General features: G+C 67.9%; 17 protein-coding genes and 1 pseudogene. 8 read left to right on the top strand and 10 right to left on the bottom strand.

Annotated elements, in window-relative coordinates:
- Positions 1–504 precede the first annotated feature (504 nt).
- The 5 genes from Sspor_RS00825 to Sspor_RS00805 all read left to right on the top strand — a co-directional run bounded on the left by Sspor_RS00825 (position 505) and on the right by Sspor_RS00805 (position 4,059).
- On the top strand, positions 505–1,608 hold the full coding sequence (locus tag Sspor_RS00825; RefSeq protein ID WP_202197229.1) for a bifunctional DNA primase/polymerase: 1,104 nt from the start codon (positions 505–507) through the stop codon (positions 1,606–1,608).
- A complete protein-coding gene (locus tag Sspor_RS00820; protein WP_202197228.1) occupies positions 1,605–3,119 on the top strand; it encodes a DNA primase family protein in 1,515 nt (504 codons plus the stop codon). Before Sspor_RS00825 ends, Sspor_RS00820 begins: the two co-directional genes overlap by 4 nt.
- Positions 3,116–3,490, top strand: a complete 375-nt coding sequence (locus Sspor_RS00815) for a DUF6009 family protein (RefSeq protein ID WP_202197227.1) — start codon at positions 3,116–3,118, stop codon at positions 3,488–3,490. The genes Sspor_RS00820 and Sspor_RS00815 overlap by 4 nt, the downstream gene beginning before the upstream one ends.
- A 150-nt stretch (positions 3,491–3,640) precedes the next feature.
- Positions 3,641–3,925, top strand: coding sequence for a hypothetical protein (locus Sspor_RS00810; protein ID WP_202197226.1), 285 nt, complete (start codon positions 3,641–3,643; stop codon positions 3,923–3,925).
- Positions 3,913–4,059: a hypothetical protein gene (locus tag Sspor_RS00805; RefSeq protein WP_202197225.1), complete on the top strand. Its 147-nt coding sequence runs from the start codon at positions 3,913–3,915 to the stop codon at positions 4,057–4,059. Before Sspor_RS00810 ends, Sspor_RS00805 begins: the two co-directional genes overlap by 13 nt.
- A 970-nt stretch (positions 4,060–5,029) precedes the next feature.
- Here the strand turns inward: Sspor_RS00805 and Sspor_RS00800 are convergent.
- The 3 genes from Sspor_RS00800 to Sspor_RS00790 form a co-directional block, all read right to left on the bottom strand.
- Positions 5,030–5,563, bottom strand: a complete 534-nt coding sequence (locus Sspor_RS00800; RefSeq protein WP_202197224.1) for an SMI1/KNR4 family protein — start codon at positions 5,561–5,563, stop codon at positions 5,030–5,032.
- A gap of 97 nt (positions 5,564–5,660) precedes the next feature.
- A complete protein-coding gene (locus tag Sspor_RS00795; RefSeq protein WP_202197223.1) occupies positions 5,661–10,391 on the bottom strand; it encodes a putative T7SS-secreted protein in 4,731 nt (1,576 codons plus the stop codon).
- A complete protein-coding gene (locus Sspor_RS00790) occupies positions 10,388–11,041 on the bottom strand; it encodes a hypothetical protein (RefSeq protein WP_202197222.1) in 654 nt (217 codons plus the stop codon). The genes Sspor_RS00795 and Sspor_RS00790 overlap by 4 nt, the downstream gene beginning before the upstream one ends.
- An 895-nt stretch (positions 11,042–11,936) precedes the next feature.
- Here Sspor_RS00790 and Sspor_RS00785 point away from each other — a divergent pair.
- Entirely contained in the window at positions 11,937–12,404 is a 468-nt protein-coding gene (locus tag Sspor_RS00785; protein WP_202197221.1) for a lamin tail domain-containing protein, read from the top strand.
- A 119-nt stretch (positions 12,405–12,523) separates the two neighbouring features.
- On the opposite strand, the gene ku is transcribed toward Sspor_RS00785, so the two are convergent.
- On the bottom strand, positions 12,524–13,540 hold the full coding sequence (gene ku, locus Sspor_RS00780; RefSeq protein ID WP_202197220.1) for a non-homologous end joining protein Ku: 1,017 nt from the start codon (positions 13,538–13,540) through the stop codon (positions 12,524–12,526).
- A gap of 156 nt (positions 13,541–13,696) precedes the next feature.
- On the opposite strand from ku, the pseudogene Sspor_RS41420 reads away from it, so the two are divergent.
- A pseudogene (locus Sspor_RS41420) lies at positions 13,697–13,819 on the top strand (DUF6233 domain-containing protein); the annotation flags it as partial.
- A 401-nt stretch (positions 13,820–14,220) separates the two neighbouring features.
- Here the strand turns inward: Sspor_RS41420 and Sspor_RS40985 are convergent.
- From Sspor_RS40985 to Sspor_RS00770, 3 genes are all read right to left on the bottom strand, one after another.
- Positions 14,221–14,346, bottom strand: a complete 126-nt coding sequence (locus tag Sspor_RS40985) for a hypothetical protein (protein ID WP_272934807.1) — start codon at positions 14,344–14,346, stop codon at positions 14,221–14,223.
- 291 nt (positions 14,347–14,637) lie between these two features.
- The gene (locus Sspor_RS00775; RefSeq protein ID WP_202197219.1) at positions 14,638–15,012 is read right to left on the bottom strand and encodes a hypothetical protein; all 375 of its coding nucleotides are present in this window, start codon (positions 15,010–15,012) and stop codon (positions 14,638–14,640) included.
- Positions 15,013–15,222: 210 nt separating this feature from the next.
- On the bottom strand, positions 15,223–16,500 hold the full coding sequence (locus Sspor_RS00770) for a PQQ-binding-like beta-propeller repeat protein (protein ID WP_202197218.1): 1,278 nt from the start codon (positions 16,498–16,500) through the stop codon (positions 15,223–15,225).
- Positions 16,501–17,110: 610 nt separating this feature from the next.
- Here Sspor_RS00770 and Sspor_RS00765 point away from each other — a divergent pair.
- Positions 17,111–17,587: a hypothetical protein gene (locus tag Sspor_RS00765; RefSeq protein ID WP_202197217.1), complete on the top strand. Its 477-nt coding sequence runs from the start codon at positions 17,111–17,113 to the stop codon at positions 17,585–17,587.
- A 162-nt stretch (positions 17,588–17,749) separates the two neighbouring features.
- Here Sspor_RS00765 and Sspor_RS00760 read toward each other — a convergent pair whose 3' ends face one another.
- Genes Sspor_RS00760 through Sspor_RS00755 form a run of 3 tightly spaced genes read right to left on the bottom strand, consistent with a single transcriptional unit; the run spans position 17,750 to position 19,718 of the window.
- The gene (locus Sspor_RS00760; protein ID WP_202197216.1) at positions 17,750–19,183 is read right to left on the bottom strand and encodes a 3'-5' exonuclease; all 1,434 of its coding nucleotides are present in this window, start codon (positions 19,181–19,183) and stop codon (positions 17,750–17,752) included.
- A complete protein-coding gene (locus Sspor_RS40980; RefSeq protein ID WP_272934806.1) occupies positions 19,183–19,314 on the bottom strand; it encodes a hypothetical protein in 132 nt (43 codons plus the stop codon). Before Sspor_RS40980 ends, Sspor_RS00760 begins: the two co-directional genes overlap by 1 nt.
- Positions 19,311–19,718 carry a hypothetical protein gene (locus Sspor_RS00755; RefSeq protein ID WP_202197289.1) on the bottom strand — a complete coding sequence of 136 codons (408 nt, stop codon included), beginning with the start codon at positions 19,716–19,718 and terminating at the stop codon, positions 19,311–19,313. The genes Sspor_RS40980 and Sspor_RS00755 overlap by 4 nt, the downstream gene beginning before the upstream one ends.
- Between the last annotated feature and the right edge of the window lie 30 nt (positions 19,719–19,748).

Below are 19,748 nucleotides of genomic sequence, written 5' to 3'. Positions count from 1 at the left end.
TTTTTACAGCTCTTGCTTGCCGTCGCCGTATCCCACTTCCCGCGGCCCGTGGTGCTCACGATGGCCTCGCTGGCCGGGGGCGGCCAGCGAGGCGGCGCAGGCTGAGGAGCGACCTTGCAGAGTTGAGTCGCTTACTTGAGTCGCTCGATGAAACCGCAGGTCAGATGATGTTTGGAGGTCCATGCAGCGACTGAAGCGACTCAACTTCCGGTATATGAGGACATTCCTGTGTGCGTGTGTGCGTCATATATAGGCAGCTTCAGTCGCTTCAGTCGCTGCATGGAGGGTTACAGGCTCTTGACCTGCAGGTTCTTTGAGAGGGACTCACAGCGACCGAAGCGGTTCGGTCACTCTGGTCTTCGCGTCAGTCGCTTTTCGGCTCCCGGTGGGTTGGGAAGCGACACGCCGGGCCAGATGGCTCCGACACGCTGCGCACGGTTCCCGACTGACTTCGCTAGTCTGTGTTCGTCGTTGAGTCGCTTCAGTCGCTGTGAGGGGAAGTACATGCCTTCTGAGCTGCGGTTTTCTCGCAGCGACTCAGGGCAGTCGACCTCTGAGCGCTCGGTCGCTGGTCTGAGGCTGGCGCGGTGGTGTGCCAGTAACGGCTGGCCTGTCCACCCGCTCGCACCCGGTCGCAAGACGCCCACGGCCAACTGCCGGGACTGTGCTGAACCGGGCCATACTCACACCGACTGCCCTTGCCTGCAGGCCGGTCGCTGGTGTCACGGATTCCATGCCGCGACCCTGGACTACTCCCGCATCGAGGACTGGTGGACCAGCAACCCAGCCCTGGGCGTCGGTGTTGCCTGCGGGCCTGCAGACCTGGTCGTCATCGACATCGATGCGCACGCGAGTGAACTGCCGTCCCGTGACCGGCTCCTCCCGGGGATCCCAGTCGGGGATGCCGTCGATCTGCGAGGCCTGCGGACAGGCTTTCACTCCCTGGCCGTACTGGCGGCTCTCCGCGGTGAGACCTCTCCCGCCGAAGACGACGCAACCCTGCGTGTACGGACGCCCTCTGGCGGCATGCACGTCTGGTACCGGGCCACCGACGGCCGTCAGTGGCAGTGCTCCACCGGATCCGGAAAGAGGGCCCTCGCATGGCAGGTCGATGTCCGCGCGCACGGCGGTTACATCGTCGCGCCGGGGACGAGCACGCCTGCGGGGTCGTACAAGCCGCTGGGGAAGATCCGGCAGCCAGCTCCACTGCCCGCGTGGCTGGCCCAGGAACTCCAGCGCACCGGTCACCTGCCGGCTCCACACATTCCCGCGCCACGCCCTGTTCCCCCGCGGGCCCGACAGGCCGTCCTCGCGGCCGGCGGAGGACAGGACAGAACCTCACGCCTCCTGACCGCCCTCCTCGCCGAGGTCACAATGTGCGCCGAGGTTGCGGAAGGGGCCGGCTTCACCGAGAAGCTCAACAGGGCCGCGTACAGCCTGGGCGGGCTTGTCGCGGCAGGCCATCTCACCGACGCCGTCGCCCAGGAAGCCCTGCGGGCAGCTGCCGCGGCAGCCCGTCCAGGGCAGGAGCAGCGCTCGGCCCAGATCATCCGCAGCGGCATGGCCGCCGGCGCCAAGCGCCCCCTGCACCTTGGAGGCCGCCGGTGAGCCCCGCACCCGAAACCGACGGTTTCCTCTTCGATTTCGACCCCGAGGCCGTCGCCGCGCAGATCCTTGCCCAGGCTCCGCCGGCCCTGCCTGCACAGGGCGGCGAACGAGCGCACGCAGATCACGCGACTGCCGCCGGGCTCCTGCCCGACACCCTCAGCGACCGCGGCAACGCCAAGCTCTTCGTCCGCCTGTACGCTGGGGACTACCGCCACGTTCCCGGCCTGGGCTGGTACCGCTGGGACACCACCCGCTGGCAGGTCGACGAGGACGACACAGTCGTCTGGGCCGCCGGAGACCTTGCCGAGGCCATCGCAACGACCGACCCCCGCGGTATCCACAGCAACCAGTCACTGCAGAAGCACCGCCGCCGCGCGTTGAGCACCTCCGGTATGAACGCGATGCTCACCCAGGCCAAGTCAGCTCCAGGCATGGTCCTGCGGGCCGAGCTCCTCGACGCCGACCCGTACGCCCTGTGCACCCCCGCGGGCATCGTCGACCTGTACACCGGACTCATCCGCGCGCCCCAGCCCGACAAAGACTTCCACTCCCGTTCGACCTCCACCGGCCCCAAGCAGCAGCCCACCCCCCGCTGGGAACGCTTCCTCACCGACACCTTCGGCGCCGACGCAGAAGGCCGGGAGATGATCGACTTCCTGCACCTGATGCTCGGCTACTCCATCACCGGAGACGTCGGCGCCCAGGTCATGCCCTTCCTCTTCGGAGCTGGCAAGAACGGCAAGTCCGTTCTCCTCGACGTCCTCATGAAACTCCTGGGCGACTACGCCGACGCCGCCCCGCCCGGCTTCCTGATGGCCCGCACCTTCGACGGCCACCCCACCGAACTCGCCGAGCTCCACGGCCGGCGCGTCATCGTCTGCTCAGAGGTCAAGCCCGGCGACAAGTTCGACGAAGCCCGAGTCAAGCTCCTCACCGGCGGCGACCGGATCAAGGCCCGCCGGATGAGGCAGGACTTCTTTTCCTTCGCCCCCACCCACAAGCTCTGGCTCATCGGCAACCACCGCCCCGAGGTCGGCACCGGAGGCTTCGCCTTCTGGCGCCGCATGAGGCTCGTCCCCTTCGAGAAGGTCGTTTCCGACGACCGGAAGATCGACAACCTCGCAGACATCCTCGTAACCGAGGAAGGCCCCGGCATCCTCGCCTGGCTCATCGACGGCGCACGCCGCTACCTCGCCGGCGAAAAAGACCTCACCGGGCCCGCCCCGGTCCGGATCGCGACCACCGCATACGCGGAAACCGAGGACCACACCGGCCGCTTCTTCGAAGAATGCTGCACCTTCCACGCCGACCACAGGGCCGAACAAGCCCGCCTCTACAGCGTCTACCGCACCTGGTGCCAGAATGAAGGCGCGCCCACCATCTCCTCCCGAGCCTTCGCGGCCCGGGCACGCGAGCTCGTAGGCCTCGCCTCACCCAAAGAAATGATCTTGTCTAACTCGAAGAAGTACTACCCCGGCATCGGACTGCTCGCAGAGGAGGAGAACGCATGAGCTCGCTCATCTCCGACGACGAGATCCACCACGAAGTCGACCTGATCTGGCTCGAAGACGTCACCGAACTCGACTACGTCCGCCAGTCTCTCGACCGGCTCCCCACCCGCCGCGGCAAACCCGCCTACCACCGCGACGGCCGCCTCGTCGGCTACGCCCAGCTGGGGCCGCAGGCAAAGCCCTCCCGCTCCAGCGGAACCTTCCGCCGTCGCGTTTTCTGGCTCCTGCCCCACGACCGCGACACCGTCCCGGACGGCCTCTACTCCTCCGGAGCCCCCGCCGAAGCTGTCGACCCGACCACGCTGACGGCCGGGAGCAAGGGCCGGAAGACCCAAAGGTCGGAGAGGCCGGCGCAGGCCGCCGAGATCTAACGCCTCAAGCTGAGAATCCGAAAAATGAGAACACGTGTCTGCCCTTGGGTCGCTTCAGTCGCTGACTTTCCGTCGACAGGTCTCTGACCTGCAATTTTAAGGAAGCGACTGAACCGAGACTGCCGCCGGAGGCATGGAGCCGAGGTAGCGATGAGCCCCCACCGAGCCCATGCCGGGACGCCTGCCTTCGACGTTCTCACCGCCCGCAAAGGCCCGGGGGCCTGCTCCGCATCCGACAGCAGGACATCGCCGAACGCCTCGGGGCGCACCCAGTCCGTCGTCTCCCGCGCGATCGGGCAGCTACGGGACAAGGGCATCCTCAGCGAACGGCAGCGCAAGGGCACCGTCCTCATCCACCCGCTCCAGGCCGGCTACGAGTCCTCGACCACAGGGTCAACCACCTCAAGGACCCCGAGACCTTCGTGTGGCCGCTGACCTTCCCCACCGGCGACATCCGGCCCCCGCGGGCCCGAGGCGCCCGGACAGGCAACGGCTTCGACCCGGACCCGGACGGCGGCGAGGACGCCCCGGCCCCTGAGGTGCGGCCCAAGCTCCGGCTCGCCGGCTGAACCGCCGCTACACGCCAGCACCACAACGGCGACCTCCCCACCGGGAGCGGCGCCGTGGTCGTTCCCGGCCGGTGCCTGTGCGGTAGCACCAGTTGCACCAGTTTGTTCTGGAGCAGTAGAACACGGCAGCGCTGCCTTGCTACTTGCAGCAAGGCAGGAGCAGCAAGCAGCAGTCGCCCGCCGCTGCCCCGCCGGGGCCGGCCTGCTACCCGTGCCCCGCTTGTGTCCATGCAAATGCTGCGCTGTACCCACGACAGCACCCTGCTGCTGTCCGACGGCCGCCACCAGAACCAGGAGTGGCACCCCCACGCCGACAAGCAGCAACAACTTGGCAGCCTGCTGCTACCGCTACAAGCAGCGGGCGAAGGGGCAGCAGGTCGTCATCACAGAAGGGTGCCGCGCAGGGCGCGGCGGTCGCCTGAGATCGCGTAGCGGCTCACTGCCAGGCCGTCCTCGATCGAGGTCCTCTCCGTCGAGTCACCGACGGTGGGCGTTTAGCGGCGCCTTCGCCCGTGGCCGGGCAGCCAGGCCGTGATCGCGTACACGCTGGAGCCGCCGCTGCTGACGGTCGGGGCCGCCCGCCACCCTTGGGTTGGTACGGGCGGCGCCATGCGCAGCAGCCCGTCCACGACGGGACGTGGAGCGGCCGGAGCCTCAATCGGCTCTCCGGACAACGGGGACCGCTCCCCCCCCTCCGGCATGGGGAGCTGGGGGAGAGTCTCCCTGTGGGTGATCCGGGCCCAGGTACCGCAGGCGCACTCGTAGCTGCTCGTCAGCTCTCGGCTGGCTACGACTACTTCCCCGGACTTCGGGCAGAGGCCGGGGCGTCCCGGCGCCGGGAGGAGTCGCTATGGGGACCGTTCAAGGGCTGGTGCAGTCACCGGGCGCGGGAGCGGACCAGACCGCGTCTGTAGGCAGGCGGCAGCTGGTCGTGGACGGCCGCTAACGCGGCGGCCGGCGCGCCGCATCGTCATACAGGGCCGAGGCGGCGGAATTCATGGGTGGCCAGGGGGAACGATGAGGAGAGGATGTTCGACTGCAGCTCTCCGGTAAGGGCGGACGCGAGGAATTGCGTGCACGATACGGAGTAATGTTCCCATCGGGGGCCCCTAGCTTCGTTCACCATGACGGTCCATTCGTTCGGATCGACACCAGGAAGAACGAGCCAGTAAAGGCATTCTCCGTTGTCGGTGGTTGCCCACGGGATAACTACGGACCCTTCGGTCTCCAGTTCTTCCGGCTTCTTTTCAAACGTCCACAGTTCTTGCAGGTCTTCGAACTGGTACTTGGCCCACTTGAGGAGGTCGTAGTGCTTGTTGGGGCAGTCGGGCTCCAGGACATAGAGGTAGTCGTCCCAGTTGCTTCCTCCGTAGACGCCGATGAGCTCCTTGTAGTCGTTGGGGAGCCCTACCGCGAGAGTTTGTTCGACCTCGCTCCAGCCCTTGTCGAGGGGCTGGCTCGGTGCAGGGGCGATTTCGAGAAGGCGTGCAAGGGCGTTGCTCACGGCGGGGGTCCTGTTCCTGAGGGTTGGCGAGTCCGGATGGACGGGATGACGGTAGGCGGGCAGGTGTCGGCGAGTCGTGCCTGCTCGACTGCTCTCGTCACTGCCTCGGTTGATTGGGAATGAACGCGGTGTTGCCTGATTCGGTTATTCCGGTGCTGCGGTGCTGGGTGAACTTGAAGCCGTTGGATCCATAAGCCTCGATGTATACCCCGGTGGGAATTTTATCAGTCCCGTTGTATCGGGGGGTGACGCTGTACTGGATTGTCTCGCCGCCTTCCACTGCGGCCCTGACCTGGTTCTCAATGTGCCGCATGACGGGAGAATTGGCGTAGGCGTGCATGGTGACGAAATTCGCTGGATTCCAGTTGGATCCGCCGAGCTGTGCGCCAAGGAGGTGGGCTCGGTTGTACCCCTGGTCCTTCTGCCAACCGGGCGGATCCCCGTGGGGATCTGTGGGGTTCTTCCCCATCATGTCCCGCCCCAGCGTGGCGTGCATTGCTGTTGGGCGTCCCTCGGCGTCCGGTTTGCCGTAGACGACCCTGCCGTCCCACGTTGGGTCGTCCGGCTCGTTCTTCTTGCAGGGGAGGAGGCCGAGGGGATCGGCCCACAACAGGGGGTTGTGGACGTAGGCCGTGGGGTTCGGGGCCGGGGCGAGGCCGAGGGGGTCCTGGCTGAGGTAGCGGGCCGATTCGGGGTCGTAGTAGCGGAAGTAGTTGTAGTGGAGTCCCGATTCGGGGTCGAAGTACTGGCCCGGGAAGCGGAATGGGGTGTATGCCGTGGCGTCACGGTTCCACGTGGTCGTGCCCCAGAGGGTGGCGCGGGTGCGCCAGGCCAGCTCGCCCGACTCGTCGACGAGTTCGGTCGGGGTACCGATCAGGTCGGTGACGATGGCGAAGAAGCGCTCGTCGTCGGTGTCCGTGCGGCGTTCCGTCTGGGACAGGGGCCGCTGGCCCGCGTGGTCCCAGGTCAGGACGACGTTCGCGGTCGTCTGTTCGCAGAGGGTCGTGCCGTCCCAGGTGAAGTGGACGGTCTCGGAAGGGGACTGCTTGGATATTCGTCGGCCCAGGGGGTCGTACGCGTACCGCCAGACCATGCCGTCTGGTGTCGTCACCGCGGTGAGACGGTCCTCCGCGTCCCACTCGTAGCGCCAGGTGTCGGGTTTCCGGGACAGTCGCGTCCTCTGGCGCAGGACGACTCGGCCCTGGCCGTCGTGTTCGTAGCGGACGGCACCCGCGCCGACGATCCGGGTGCCCTCGTACGTCCGGGTACCCGTCGCGGAGTGCGACGGGTGGGTTGCCGGCCACGATGCCTCGGTTTGGTTTCCTGCGTCGTCGTAGGCGTACCGCTCGGTCCATCCGTGCGCGTGGACGGCAGTGACGCGACCGGCCGAGTCAACGTCGAAACCACGGGCACCGGAGAGTGCGTCGCTGATGCCGACGAGACCGCCGCCCGCGCCGTAGGTGTAGGCGCGGTGCTGGAGGTCACGGCCCCCGGACGTGACCTCCTGAGTCGTCAAACGGTGCATCTCGTCGAACGACGCCGTCAGCGCCACGAAGTCCGATACGGTGCGCCCCACCTCCCGGCCCAGGGCGTCGAAGGAGAAGGCGATGTCGCGTCCGGACGTGGTGAGCTTCGTTCTGCGGCCGGCTGCGTCGTACGACCATTCGCTGACCGCACCGCCGGGCGTCGTCCTCCCCACCCGGCGGCCTACCGTGTCATATCGATATGTCAGCGTCCGGCCATTGACTGTCTCGGACTGCAGGCGGCCATAGCGGTCGCGCATACGTTCCAGCGCGGCGTCAGGGCCGACAGCCACCGCGAGTTCATCGAAGATGTCGTACTCGAAGGTCGTGGCCCCGTGGCCTTCGACCTCTTTGCGGATCACCTGGCCGAGGGCATCGTGCGTGAAGTCGATGCGCTGCCCCAGACCGTTCACCCGCGAGGTCAGACGGCCCGCAGCGTCGTAGCCGTAACTCAGGGCCCGGCCGTCGAAGTCCGTCTCCATGACCAGGCGTCCTGCCCCGTCGTAGGCATAGTCCCAGGTCAGACCCTGCGGGTTAGTTACACGCGTCAGTCGCAGATTGGTGTCGTAGGAGAACTCGTGACGAATCCCGTCCGGGCCCGTGCGCGCCGTCAACAGGTCGAAGTCCGTGAACGCGAAGTGTGTCGTGCCGCCCATGGAGTCGGTGTGGCTGAGGCAGTTGCCCTCGCCGTCGTACGTCCAGGACTCCACGGTGCCGTCGGGTGCTGTGCGCCGGGACGGCCGGCCCTCGACCGTCCACTCCATGCGTGTCTGTGCACCGAGGGCGTCGGTGACCTGGACCCTACGGCCGAAGGAATCGTGTTCGTATCGGGTCGTGGCACCCGACGGATCGGTGACCTCGACGGGCAGACCCCGGGGGTCCAGGACCAGTCGGGTGGTGCCCCCGAGCGGATCGGTCACCGCTGTGAGCCGGCCTGCCGCGTCGTAGTCGAACTGCGTCGTCGCCCCCGAGGGGGTGGTCACCGACGTGCGGTTTCCGCGCTCGTCGAAGGTCTGGCACGTGACGTTCCCGTCGGCGCCGACGATGCGTACCGGCATCCGGTTGTCGTCGTACTCGATCCGGGCCTGTCGTCCGTCCGGACGCTCCATCACCGATATTCGGCCGTGCTCGCCGTAAGTGAAGCGGCTGATGTGGCTCAGCGGGTCCGTCCGGGATAGCAGTCGGTTGTCCCGGTCGTACTCGAAGCGGGTGACCGCCCCCAAGGCGTCGATCTCGGCGACGATATGGGAACGCTCGTCGACCACGAAGCGCTTCGTGTGGCCGAGGCCATCGGTGATGGACGTCGTGCGCAGGCCGGTCGCTGGGTCCGGATCGTCCCAGGTGAACCGCGATTCGACGTGGCCGTTGATACCGGACTGGTAGGTGCAGCGGTCCCGGTCGTCGTAGACGTAGTTGTAGCGGCTGCCGTTGGTGTCGGTCCACGCGGTGATGCGGCCGTGTTCGTCGCAGTCGAAGCGCAGAGGGCGGCCGGAGGAATTGGTGACCTCGGTCAGGTGGCCGTCGGTGTAACCGTAGCGGAGGATCTCCTGGTCGGAGCCGTCCGCAGCCGCTCCCGCAAGGTGGAGGGCCGTCACCCGGCCTTCGTTCGTCGTGAGCTTCAGGTGGTATCCGCCGTGGTGGACGATCGAGGTCGGTGCGCCCTCTTCGTCGTGTTCGAAGCTGATCCAGCGTCCGTTGCGGTCGTCGACTTGGGCCAGGAGCGCGAGCTCGTCGCTGTGGTCGGTGAAGTGCCAAACCCTGCCGGTGTCCGGATCTGTGAGGGTGTAGCCGTTCTCGACCCGGTCCAGCGGCCACCGACGGCCGTGTGTGGGCATGACCGGGGCGCCGGGGGTCGGGTGGGGGTACGCCAACAGGCTGCCCTCGTCGCAGCTGAAGACCACGCCTTCGGTGTCGATCTCCAGCCGCTGGTCCACCGTGCTGGACCAGGCGGGACCGAACCAGCGACCTGAACGGTGCGAAGAGTCGAAAGTACGCCGAAACACGAGGGGAAGTGCTCCGGGCAGGGCGATGTCCGTCTGCGGCAGCAGCACGCGGCCGGTCGCCATGTCCACCGGGTCGCCGTCGCACACGTTGTCGCCACACTGATTGCTGTTGTGGTTCGGATCCTTCTCGTGATCCCCGCGGCTGCCGCCGGGATCCTTCTCGTGATCCCCGCGGCTGCCGCCCGGCTTTTTGCCGTCCAGGTGCTTCGCGTCGTCGAGGAGTTTGGCTGCTGTGGTGGCTCTACGGGTAGTGCCGGCCAGCAGGCCACCTCCCTTGGGGCCGATGGCTTCCGGGACGAGTGTGCCGCCGAACTCGTACGGATCCCTCATAGCCTGGTCCAGCATGGCCTTGGCCGCCGCGGCAGGGTCGTTGGCCGCCGTGAGGAAACCGGCGCTCATGCTGTTGAGGCCCATCTGGGCAACGGTCGGGTGGTTGATGTTGTACGGGTCGTGGGAGTCGAGCCCGCGGGCGAAGTTGACCAGGCCGGCCGTACCCTTGGCGATTCCGCCGACGAAGTGTTCCATCTCGGCGCTCTTGCGGACGATCTCGACCAGCGCTGCGTCCGCGGCAGACACCTTCGGCGCAGCGTCCCTAGCCTTCTCCAACGCCTGTGCCACCGACTGGGCGACGTCGTCGCGCTGGCGCCGCGCCTCGGCCAGCTTCTGCCGGGCGGCCTTGATGCCGTCCGTACCCGGGTCGGTGAAACCCATGGGGCGGGCCGGCAGCGGATCCTGCTGGGCCTTGACAGCCGACTCGTAGTCTTTGACCCACGTGTCGTAGGCGGCCTGGGCGTTCTCCGACAGCTTGACGGCGGCCTTGTACTCGTCGATCGCCTCCTTGGCCTGCCCCTGCGCCCAAGTCACTGTGTCGGCGAAGCGGCTCACCGCGCCGGCTGCCGTCTCGAAGGCGGCCGCGGCCGCGAACCAGCGGGGCGCCTTCTCCTGGACGGAGTCCCGAAAGGCATCGGCAGCGGCACCCTTGATGCCGTCCGTGCCCAACTTCTTCAGGCCCTCCCCGGTCCGGGTGAAGGCCGCGTGGAAGTCGTTCAGGTGCCCGGCGGTTGACCGCAGGGTGCTTGCGCTGCCGTGGACCAGTTGCTTGGGATCGTCACTTTGGCCGAGCTCGACCTCACTGACGTCGGCGCCCAGACGGTTCGCTGCGGAGTTCGCCGTGTTCCGGACCGCGTTGGCGCCCCCCTGCCAGCCGACATCCTCCAGCTTGTCGGCTGCCTTGTCGCCGAGCCACTCGACCGCGTCGCCCGTGAGGGCCGCACCCTTCTCCAGCCAGTTGCCGCCGCTCATCGGGAACCGTCCCCCTGCACCCCGCTCTGATCACTGTCCTGGCCGCCACCCTGCTGGCCGCCGCCCTGCGGGTTGCGGATGCGGTCGAGGGTCTCGCGGTCCATGCCCTGCGCTTCGGCAATTTCCTCCACCACGCCGCCGACGAAACCCTCGTTGAGCAGGCCCTTCTTGGTGTCCGCCCAGGTACGGTCGAAGTCCTCCCGGGCCTGACGGGCCTGCTCCGGCGTCTCCCGCTTGAACGCGTGATCGGCGAGGACCGCTTCCAGGGACTTCTTCTCGACCTCTTCGTTCGACGCATGGGGGTTGCCGATACCGGCGTTGACCACCACCTTGAAGGTGCCCTTCAGGTACTGGTCCTGCTCCCACACCGATCCGGCCCCGATGCCCAGGCGCTCCGCGAGCCCACTGGTGAGAACGAAGAGACTGGCCACGCCCATGTCCCAGCGTTCGCAGAACCCCTCCAACGCCGCCGCGACCGCCGGATGACCGGCCTCCATACCCGTCGGCGCCAGCTGGCTCAAACCATTACCTGCCACGGCCGAGGTGCCCATCGCGAACTCGCGCAACTCCCCAACCGCGGAACGCAGACCGTCCTGGATGTTTCGCACCGCGACCGGATCCATGTCCAGGTCTGGGCCGCCATCGCTCATGATCCCTCCCCCCAAGGTTCCTGGAGACGGTACACGAGAAGATCCACATTTCTGGCGTCGAACGTCGACGTTCGGCCAGGTCAGCAGGCCAGCGCAGCATCGGCCTGCACTCTCCTCCAGTGATCCCTCGCACCGGACATCGCCGCCAACTCGGCTCCCCGCCGTACCACCCCCGTGATCGGCCTGACCACCCGCCGTTGCAAAGGCGCACGCATTTCCGGCTCTCCGATCGACCCCCATACGAAACCGGGCGCGAGCCGGGGCGACGTCATCACGACGAGCGGCTCCACTCCGAGGTGACGGGCGCGGAGAACGTGACCACGCCGGCGAGAGCTGCCGATACGCGTGTGCCACGTCTCCTGACGGTCCAACACCAGGAGGCGCAAGCAGACAGTGGCCGCCCGGATTCAGCGAACAGCACCGCGAGAGGGGTGCACCTCTCAGGAGCGCCATGGCACCCGGCGGCATGCGGCCGAAGGCTCCTCACCTCAGACACCGTCGGGCTGCCGCAGGTTGTGGCATATGTGCGATTCACGTACTTGGGTGCGAAGAATTCCGCAGAACGGTTGTTACTTGATCCACTGGTCCGGCCGGGTGAAGCGGCGGAAGACTGCGCCCGGTAGTGCGCCGGAGCCTGTCGACCCTGATATCCGGTTTGTGGGGCGGGTGGGTGTAGCTGTCAGTGAATGTCAGGAGCACGTTCGGGCGGAATGCGTGCGGTGTGCAGGTGACTGTGACGGATATGTCCGTGTCCGGTAACCGGCGCCGGCGAGGGGTGCGGCGGGGGTCGTGTCGGGTCGAGAGTGTGGCCCTCGGCTCAACCGGGCCGACACCGCAAGCGCTTCCACCACCGTGTTTCGGCTGGTGGGGCGCTGTTCTTGAGGGGCGCCAACCTATGTCTTCTGCTTCTTCCTCCGTACGCCGTATCGCCGCCACCGTCCTGGCCGCCGGCGCCGTCGTCGGTGCCGCCGCTCTGCCGGCGGCCGCGCACGACGGTGACCGTCACCATCAGCGGCCGCGGGTGGAGATCAGCCGGGTCCAGGCCGACAGCCCCGGACGCGACGACCGCTCGAACCGCTCCCTCAACTCGGAGTGGGTGGAGATCACCAACACCACTCGCGACGCCATCAACCTGCGCGGCTGGACGCTGCGCGACAGCGACGGCAACCGCTACCGCTTCGACAACGTCCGCATCGGCGCCCGCAACACGATCCGGATCCACACCGGCAACGGCCGTGACACCCGCACCGACCTCTTCCAGGACCGCCGCAACTACGTCTGGGACAACGGCTCCGACACCGCCACCCTGCGCGACGACCGTGGCCGCACCGTCGACACCGAGTCCTGGGGCCGCCGCCGCTAGGACCGCGACCGCGGGCCCCGCACGATGTCGGGGTCCTGCGTGACATGACCGCACGGGCCGTCGCCCCCTCGGGCGACGGCCCGCACTGCTGAGCTGCGCGGTCCCGGGAAAGGCGCTGCTCAGTCGCTCTTGGTGCCGGCGAGGGCGTCGGCAAGTTCGTCGTGGCTCATCCCGGAGCGGCCGCGGATCCCGGCCTTCGTCGCCTTCTCGTACAACTCGGCCTTCGTCAGCGACTGAAGCGACCGGGCACGGGAGGTTCCCGAAGAGCCGGTGGTGCGCTTCTTCGCGCCGCGGGAACCCTTCCCCGCGTTCTTCGTGCGGGCGGTGGAGGTGCTGGCCTTCTCGCCGGTGTCCTTCGGGCTGCGGGCCCGCTCGACGGACGCGCGCAGAGCCTCCATGAGGTCCACGGCGCCGGTGGCCTTCGGCGCGGGCTCGGCCTTCTCGACCGTCTCGCCAGCCTGCTTCGCGGTGATCAGCGCGGCCACCTTCTCCTGGTACACGTCGCGGTAGTCCTCCGGCCGCCAGTCGATGGCGAGGGCGTCGATCAGCTGGTGGGCCATCTTCAGCTCACCCGCGCTCGCCTTCCCGGCCTCGGGGAGGTCGGGGATCTCCTTCCGGGGGTCGCGGATCTCGTCCGACCAGTGCAGCGTGTGCACCGCCAGCAGCCCCTTCTCCGCCTTCAGCGCCACCAGGCACTCGCGGCCGCGCATGACGAAGGTCGCGATCCCGGCCCGGTTGGACTCCTCCAGCGCCTGCTCCAGCAGTCCGTAGACCTTGGCGTACTCCTTGCCCTTCGGCCCGAGGTAGTACGTCTTGTCGAAGAAGATCGGGTCCACGGTGTCCAGGTCCACGAACCCGCTGATCTCGATCGTCCTCGACCGCCCCGGCGCGATCTCGTCGAGCTCACCGGGCTCGACGAGCACGTACTCCTCGCCGGTGTCGAAGCCCTTCACGATCTCCTCCAGCTCCACCTCCTTGCCGGTGCGTTCGTTCACCCGCCGGTTGCGGATCCGGTCGGAAGTGCCGCGCTGCAGCTGATGGAAGTGGATCGTGTGGCTGTCGGTCGCGGTGTAGAGCGAGACCGGGAGCGAGACAAGTCCGAAGGAGAGGACCCCAGCCCAGACGGGTCTGGCCATCGTTGATCACCACCTTGACCTGCGGTGTCGTCCTGCTGGGAGGCGTCTTCCCAGTGCAGGTCCTGATCACCCCTTCCGCCCGATGGCGGCAGCCGACACCCTGCGCGACCGCGGCCGCGCAGAGGCGGATACCCGCCGTTCGGCCGTACGCGGGGGAGTGCTGCGGCGGTCCACGCCGCCGGATGCCAGCTCGCCACCGACCACGCGAAACCTCTGGGGACCATGGCGGCGCTCGATGCGCTCGCCCGGCCCGGGGGCGACCGCGTGCACCGGATGTGATGCCGGCCGAGACCCTGCTTCCGATCCTCCACCACGGCCAGAAGGACCCAGGTGGGCCGGATGGCTGATCGACTCCTGCACTACGGCCGCGGCCGGTAGAGATTCACGGCTGACACCCCATCGGGTGCTGGAGTTCGCGTACTTCATCGAGGTTCACGGGCTGGCGCTCTGCAGTCCGTCAGCACATCCGCCGATGTACTAGGGTGGGGGAGCTTCTGTAAACTTTAAAGTGTCACCGCAGCTCCTGGCGTCACTGCCGGGATGCAGCGAAGGACCTGACCCGGGTGCAACCAGGTCAGGCCCTCCGCGTGGTGAGACTGGTACGAGGCCCGACCGTCTATCATCCGGTCGGGCTTCGTCGTATCGAAGCCCGCGTTCCGGTCACGGTCGAAGACCCTCCACTACATGTGGAAGTACAGCCACACCCTGACGATCGTGAGCATGAGCTTGGCCAGGCCGTCCAGCTCCTGAAGGATATTCAGTCGCTGCTCGTGCCGGCCCTTGACGCTCTTCTTGCTCCTCGCCATGTGCTACCTCGATCCCTTGTCGGGCCCCCCGCCAGGGGGTGTTCACCGGATGGCGAACGCTTCTGGAGGGAACGGGTAGCAGCCACAAGCATATGCGGTGCTGGGACCCCCAGGAGACCCGGATTCCCCGCGGGTGCTACAAACTTCCCCTGGCGCCCGTATCGCCCAACGATTCGCTCCTGGAGGGCTGTTGCCGGACGCCGACGGGCACGCCGCGCGTCACCGTCCGGCTCACCAGGCCACCGTCCGGCGTCCTGTCCGGGGTGGTCGGGGCGGTCGGGAGAAACGGGCCTAGCGGTGGATCACCGCGCACGGCTCCCCGCTCACGGTGTTGAACTCCACGCACAGCTTGGTCCCGTGGGGGAACGTCTTGCCGCCCTTCCACTTCCAGCCCACGGTCGACAACTTGGTCAAGGCTGCGGTCACCGGAGTGGCATCCTTCCATCCGGTCAGCTCCGACCTGTACCCCTTCGGCGTGTAGGTGATGAGGCGGGCGCGCACGCCGGTGCCGTGGCCCTCCATGTGGGCTCCGACGTCATTGACGCGGAGGCCCTTTCCGTACACGGACAGGCCGATCCGACCGTCCTCGGCCTTGGCGTCGGCGTACGCGGGTGCGGCAGCGAACACCAGGGCCGCCGCCGTCAGCATGTAGATCCTCTTTCGCATACCCCTTTCAACCGGTGCGGGCCGGGGAGGTCACCGCCCTGTTCTACGCGACGGGCAAGCCGCGGCGTAGCGCCTGACGCGCGACTTCCGCCGTGCGGCGCCGGATGCTTCACCCGGGTTTCTCACCTCTTAAGAGGTGAGAAATGGGCGTCAGTGGCGGCCTCCCAAGCATGGACGCACGGCGGGTTTGTAGAGAGCCGGGCGGAGGGTTCAGCCTCCGGCCGGATAGCTGAACAGGTGGTTGTCGTCGAGGACGAGTCCGGCGTATTCGGTGACGAGGAGCGGTGCGGCCTCCGGCTTGGTGGGCATGTCGGCGCCGGTCCGCGCGTCCAGGACGACAGGACCGCCTGCTCCGCGGCCGTAGACCCGGCCGTGCCACACCGTGGTCACGGTCGGGGGAGTGCGTCCCTGATCTCCGTCCTTGAGCGACCACAGCAACGTGCCGGTGGCCGCGTCCACCGCCACGACCGCGAACCCACGCGTGCACACCAGCGTCGCGGCACGGTCGTAGGTGCAGTCGGCTGCGCGCAGCCCCGGCGGCATGGTGGCGCGGGTCTTCCCGCTGGTCACGTCCAGCAGCTGGTCGCCCTTGTCGCCGACCTGCGGGCCCGCGACCCGGACCGTGCCGGGCCCGGCACCGTTCATGATCGCGGCGTAGGTCTTCCCCCCGCGCCACTTCTCGGTGCCGGAGACGAGATCGACCCCGAGCGGCACGGAAGTGAGCGGCTCGACATGGAGCAGGCCCACCGCCATGCCCGCACCAACCTGGATGGCCTCCAGCCCGGGCTGTGTCCAGCGCACCGAGTGGGACGCGGTGTCGATGCCGTACGACACCGCATCGTCGCCGCCGGTCACGGTGACGACGGCCGTGCCGTTCTCCGCACCGACGACCGCGGCCTGCACCGTGCGGGAGTTGAGTGCCCACTCGGGCAGCTTGACGGTCGTCCGCCCGGTCGCCTTGTACGGGGGCGCCGTGCTCACCGCGACGAGCTCGACCATCGCGCCCGCGGTGTGGGTACCGGAGGCGGGCACCGTCAGCAGGAAGGGGACCAGGACCTCGCTGCCGGCCAGGACCGGCGGCAGGATGAACCCGTCGCTGTCCTGGCGCAAAACCTGGCCGCTGGCCGCCTCCTCGCCCACCGTGCGGCCGTCGGCAAGGTCGACGACCTGGACGCCCGTGGGGGAGACGACAAAGGCCCGGGCCTCGTGGAGCAGCACCGGCAGATCCTCGCCGCCGCCGCGGACCTGCCCGGCCAGGTTGGTCCGGCCCTTCGTGGCCGCCTCCGGCAGGGGCACCTTCCCGCGCACATCGAACCACTGCGGAGGGTCGTGCGGCGTCAGGGTCCGCTTCGCTGGCGCCGAAGGAGTCAGGGCCGCCGGGGGTGTGCTGCCGTTCGGCTTCGCGTCGTCGGCTGCCGGACCGCACCCGGCGAGCAGACCGACGGTCAGGGACAGGGCGAGCGCTAACGGCCGCACAGGAGCACGCACAGGTACCTCACTCGGAGTCGAGTAGACGGGGAAGATCACGTCGGAGAATACGTGCTGCCCAGACCCCGGTTGTGGCCTTGCATCAGACCTGCCTCACGCACCTGGAGAGTGGCGCGGGGACGTCTTCCGCTGCTGAGCCGCAGACAGTCTCACCGGGACGAGGTCCGGGCGCGCAGGTGCAGACCGAGGTCGTTGCTCAGCACGCGGGTCTGCACGCCGAGCTGGTCGAGTTCGGCGCCACTGGTGATACGAGTTCCCGGAATACGTCTAATTCCAGAGTCGGTACATTCGCGCGGATGTTTATCGAGATTTGTGCTGGTACAAAAAGCCCGCTCGCGGCTCCGTGGCGGCCGAACAGTATTGGACCCTGGCAGCCTTAGGGCGGCAGGGTTATGCTGCGCCTGACGGCTCTCGTCGTCATAAAAAAGAATACGGGGACGGGTCGCCTGCTGTCTTGGCGGGCTTAGGGCGACCGCGTCCCCGGAGTCGAGTCCCCACTCCCACGGAAAGGAATGCATGCGAATGCACATCTATGCGAACACGAAGATCCGCATCCACCATTTCAATCGAGGAGGACCCTCAGATGGAGCCTAACAGTAATACCTCGAAGATGACCCGCCGAAACTCCTGGAGTACGGCGCCCGCCGTCCTGGCCGTTGCCTCGGCGATCGTGTTGTTCACGGTCCTGGCCGGCCCGCTTCGTCAAGAAGCACTGAACGCCCTGCTGCTGGTCACGGCCCAGATGTCGGCCCTGATCATGTGGATCCCCCGCCGCGGCTACCTTGGATGGGGGGCGGTGCTGGCCTTCATGACCTTGCAGGGGACGAGCGGCTATCTCGTTTCCGCCTACGGCTTCGATCTTGCCCTCCTGGAGATTCTTGCCGTATTCCTCGGCCTCCTGGCGAAAGACATGTTCACTGGAGGTGGTCAGCCGCCCGTTTCGGGCGGACGGAGGGCTCCTGAACCCGAGGCAGGCGATGTCCCCGAAGTTCCGCAGGGACGAGTGCCGGGGCGGCTTGTTTCAATCCTCTTGATTCCGCTTGTGGTTGTCCCCGTCCTCTATCGACGGTTCCGCAAGAAGTCGTAGTTACAACAAGTCTGGGACTCGACTCCACGTGCCTACCTCCCTGAGAGGTAGGCACCTTCGCGTGTTCGGGGCACATACGCGCCGAGCGTCATCGGTCTTTACGGTTGGACCTGTCCAACTTTTCGTATCCGCAGACCGTCAAGGCTGATGGCTTGTGCCCCTCTAACGGGTGGGCGTGAAGGTTGTTCCCTTGCCGCGTGCCATCTCCTCAAGTCGTTCAAGTGAGGCCGCGCAGTCGCCGGCCGCGCGGTGTCCGCCGCCCAGAGCAAGCCACCGGTTCGAGCCCAACCAGGAGGCATAGGCCTCCATCAGGCAGTACCAGGACTCCCGGGGCTCCAGGTGCAGCGGCTTCTTCCCGGCCCGCCGGACGTCGCCCAGGATCACGGCACGGTCGAACTCGACGCTGTAGGCGCAGATCACGCGGTTCTTCGTCACCTTCCGCAGACGAGGCAGGACCTTCTCGAAGGGCCGGGCTCCGGCCACGTCCTCGTCGCTCAGGCCGTGCACGTACCGGGCCCCGGCGCTGATCGGCTCCGTGGGCTTCACCAGGGTGTTCTGGAGCACCTTGCCGGTCGCGGCGTCGATGACGGCCAGCTCGATCGTCTGCCCGTACAGGTCGGTGGTCTCGGTGTCCACGATCACCGCGGCGTCCGGCTCCAGCAGCCTGCGCGCCCGGCGGGTGATCCTGCCCCAGGTGGGACACAGGGTGATCTCCTCGGCGTACAAGCCGACAACCGGGTCCGCGGCGAGCTCACCGCGAACGGTCTCCTGGGTCGGGGCGCCGTCCACCCGCTCCCAGTCCAACTCCCACCTGCCGGAGTACGGGCTGTGCCACGCCCACACCGTCGTATCGTGTCGGTCCGCGAGCTGCTGGGCGAAGGCCTTCACCGCGTCGGCGCGGGTGGGGGCGAGCTTGGCGTACTCGCGCAGCGGCGACGGCACGCCCTTGCCGAGACCGCGGGCGGCCTCCCAGTCCACACCGGGCATCTCCCGCAGATCGCGTACGTCGCCGAGCCGGTAGAGCGCCACGGTGACGGTGCGGTACCGGCCGACCCCCCGCTCGTAGGTGTCGGCGGGCTCGATCCACCCGGCCGCCTCCACGTACTTCCAGTCGGTGGGCCGGATCTCCAGAATGTCGGCGGCGGCCTGCGCGGTGACGTGCTGCTCGCCTTCAGCCTCCACCGCGAGCTTGTCCAGGTCGGCGATCCGGTACCGGTCCCCGGGGCCGATGGCGATGCGTCCCTCGCGGCCCATCCGCGCGAGGTCGCGCCAGTGCCAGCCGATCCGCTCGGCGGCCGCGTCCCGGGTCAGGCTCACCTCGGACCACGCCACCCGAGCGGAGACGATCGAGCCGACCAGGCCCGCGTCGAGCTCGCGCGCGGCCGCCGTCGCGTAGAGCGGCCAGCCCTTGTAGGAGTCGACGGCGACCAGGTGTTCGCGGGCGACGAGTTCCTCGACGTCGGCGGCCGTCACCGGCTGGCCGGTGATCTCGGCGAGCATGCCCGCCAGGCGCCGGCCGCCCAGGGCCTCCGGCCAGGACGGCTCCGGCGGGGTCGTCTGGGCCGTGGTCTCCGTCTCGGTGAGGGTGTCCGTCATCAGTGCACCTCCGTGGTCTGCAGGTCGGTAGGGTCGGCGGCCAGCACGGTGCGCTGCCCGGTGGGCCAGATGAGGCTGAGGAATTCCATGGGGCAGCCCCAGCTGCTGATGTCGACGTGGGCGTTCGTCACCTCAACGGGGCCGCTCCGGGCAGGTCGATCCGGGCTGAGGCGGTGGGCCAGGGGATCCCGTCACGGCCGGGGTCGAGGAAGCCGCTGAACGCCTCCTCGTCCGCGTCGCCGTTCCACGCTGGTGCCGTGTGCAGCTCGGGACCGTAGATCGTGACGATGCGGCCGTTCCCGAAGGTCACGGTCGCGGGCAGCCGCGGTGGGGCGGGCTCGGAGGGGGGCTGGGGAATCCGATCGTGGGTGCGCAGCCACTGTTCGGCGGCCGCGAGGAGGAAGACGGGACTGGTCTCGGTGCCGCCGACGGGCCGTGGGAAGTCGTCGTGCAGGCGGCGCCAGTTGGCGACGGCGGCACGGCCCACCCGGGCAGTCCGGGCGATCTGGGAGAGGTTCACGGTGGTCTCGGTCATGTGGCCGCCTTTCGGGTCGATGGGGTGTGC

The organism is Streptomyces spororaveus (genome assembly GCF_016755875.1).
GTDB lineage: Bacteria > Actinomycetota > Actinomycetes > Streptomycetales > Streptomycetaceae > Streptomyces > Streptomyces spororaveus.
Note: the sequence above shows the minus strand (reverse complement) of the source record. Positions and strands in the feature narration are given on the sequence as shown.